The organism is Nostoc sp. FACHB-888, from assembly GCF_014696655.1.
Taxonomy (GTDB): Bacteria; Cyanobacteriota; Cyanobacteriia; order Cyanobacteriales; family Nostocaceae; genus Nostoc.
The window spans coordinates 1-1,831 of sequence record NZ_JACJQM010000411.1; the positions used below are offsets into that span (position 1 = coordinate 1).

The window sequence follows — 1,831 nt, forward strand, 5'->3', positions numbered from 1 at the left end:
ACAAAACTTTGTATTCTTCATTTTCAAACTACTGCACTTGCTACCCTTCCCAATCCACCAACACCCCATCCACGCAAGCAATTCCCCATTGCGGAAACTTCACCAATAGTTTTTTGATCACAATCTGCTTTCGCCGGATCATCATTCCAGCATTCCTGCAAGAAGTCAAAACCCGGATTCTGCCCTGAATTTCCCGCAACTTTCAGTTTCTGCATCCGCTCCGGTCGCATATTTAACCTCGCAACAATTGCCTATGTGACCATTTTTCAGAATTTACGAAGGGCACGGCGGAACCTTCTCTACGAGATGCTGCGCGATCGCCCTCATTCACTGCTTTGACTTCTACATGGGACAAGTGATAGTTGCGGTGAGGGTAGCAACATCGCACACCTGTATATTCAAATAATTGCTGTGAAGAACTAGTTTCAGATTTAAGAGTTGAAAAAACGGTAGAGCAATTAACAATCTACCGTTTTTTATATATGTTGAATGCGGTACTCAAAAGTCAAGTGATATTTTTCCTTGCTTTCTTGTCTTGGTGAATTTTGAGTATTTATTTCTCCATAGGTGTTAATTTTAAAGGATACAATGGCTCCGAGCCATTTAATTGCCAAATTCTAAATACTAATACAGCAGCTACAGTTAACCACACACAAGAAAATGATAAAGTCATTCCTGCTAGAGGATTAGTTTGCCAATAAATTGCCGTCACCACTACAGCAGATAACCAAGGGCCTAGAATAACTACAGGGACAGCAGCACCTAATCTCCGTTCTACAGTAAAAATTGTATTCCAAGTATCCCCTAAAGCTAGATGTACCACAAATAAAATTAAAGGTAGCACTAAAAATTGATGATTCATCTGCTGCCAAACCAATAGAGAAGAAATTACCCGCAAAACCGCGATTATCATCCAAACGATGGGAAATACTAAAGGTGGAGGAGACCATCTTGGTCTGATTACCTGATCATAAGTCTGACGAGAACGAGTATTCTCTAAAAGAGAAAAAATTCGGGAACGGATACTTAATATAGCAAAAAATAATCCGGTAAATAAAGTGCTAAACCAACTGGGAAAAGAAGAATTATTATCAATCAGAATTACTAATTTTCCCATGCCCAGCAACACGAGAATCATAACTACGATTTGCAGAATAGTCCCTAATGTATAAACTAAAACTGCTCTCATATCTAGTTCTTGTACCGTAGCTATTGATGAATTTGGATACCGTTGTTGATTACCAGTTTTTACCCCCATCACTGTATTGACAAACTTTTCAAGTATTCCTAAATTATTGGATTCATTCATAATTAAGAGATTGAGCGTAGTTTTAATTATTAGCAATTAGTCATTATATATGATAACTTAACGGTTACAAATAATGTTTTTTCAGAGCGTAAATAAAAATAAATGGCGGCAAAAAAGATGAATTCACCAGAGACTGTTAGACTTACCTAGTGGCTTGCTAGAATTTGATGGGAATTTCTGATTATTTTGGAGATGTATTAACGGGACTTAGACAAAAATCAAGCCTAAATGTAACCCAAACTAGCTTTGTAAGCAGCAAACACGTCACGATTTAAGTTCAACCAATCAATAAATCGACTCATATATGGCTGTTCTGAACGCATCTATTACTTCAGTAAAAGTGTTTAAATTGCTTCTAGTCTCAATCCAATGGCATTTGCATTTAAACGACAATTATGAGTAACCCTCTTTCCTATCCCGAAGATCCAGGCTTCCATTCATCTATTCAGGAGAATCTAAAACAGCTTTCTGCTCAGTTGGGATCTCCTTTGTCCGAATTAGCCGTCATGGAAATATACCAGA

The 1,831-nt window shown here is 37.7% G+C and carries 3 protein-coding genes; all 3 read right to left on the minus strand.

From position 1 onward, the window contains the following. Nucleotides 1-23: 23 nt before the first annotated feature. Nucleotides 24-230 (minus strand): hypothetical protein, encoded by a 207-nt coding sequence (locus H6G26_RS41480; RefSeq protein WP_242054415.1) that lies wholly within the window; start codon nucleotides 228-230, stop codon nucleotides 24-26. 2 nt (nucleotides 231-232) lie between these two features. Next, nucleotides 233-388 carry a hypothetical protein gene (locus H6G26_RS41485; RefSeq protein ID WP_190737938.1) on the minus strand — a complete coding sequence of 52 codons (156 nt, stop codon included), beginning with the start codon at nucleotides 386-388 and terminating at the stop codon, nucleotides 233-235. Nucleotides 389-553: 165 nt separating this feature from the next. Next, nucleotides 554-1,309 carry a TspO/MBR family protein gene (locus tag H6G26_RS41490; RefSeq protein WP_190737940.1) on the minus strand — a complete coding sequence of 252 codons (756 nt, stop codon included), beginning with the start codon at nucleotides 1,307-1,309 and terminating at the stop codon, nucleotides 554-556. Nucleotides 1,310-1,831 lie beyond the last annotated feature (522 nt).

Excerpts from the sequence above, each read along its gene's own strand:
- H6G26_RS41480 (WP_242054415.1), bottom strand. The coding sequence starts at position 230 with ATGCGACCGGAGCGGATGCAGAAACTGAAAGTTGCGGGAAATTCAGGG.
- H6G26_RS41490 (WP_190737940.1), bottom strand. The coding sequence starts at position 1,309 with ATGAATGAATCCAATAATTTAGGAATACTTGAAAAGTTTGTCAATACA.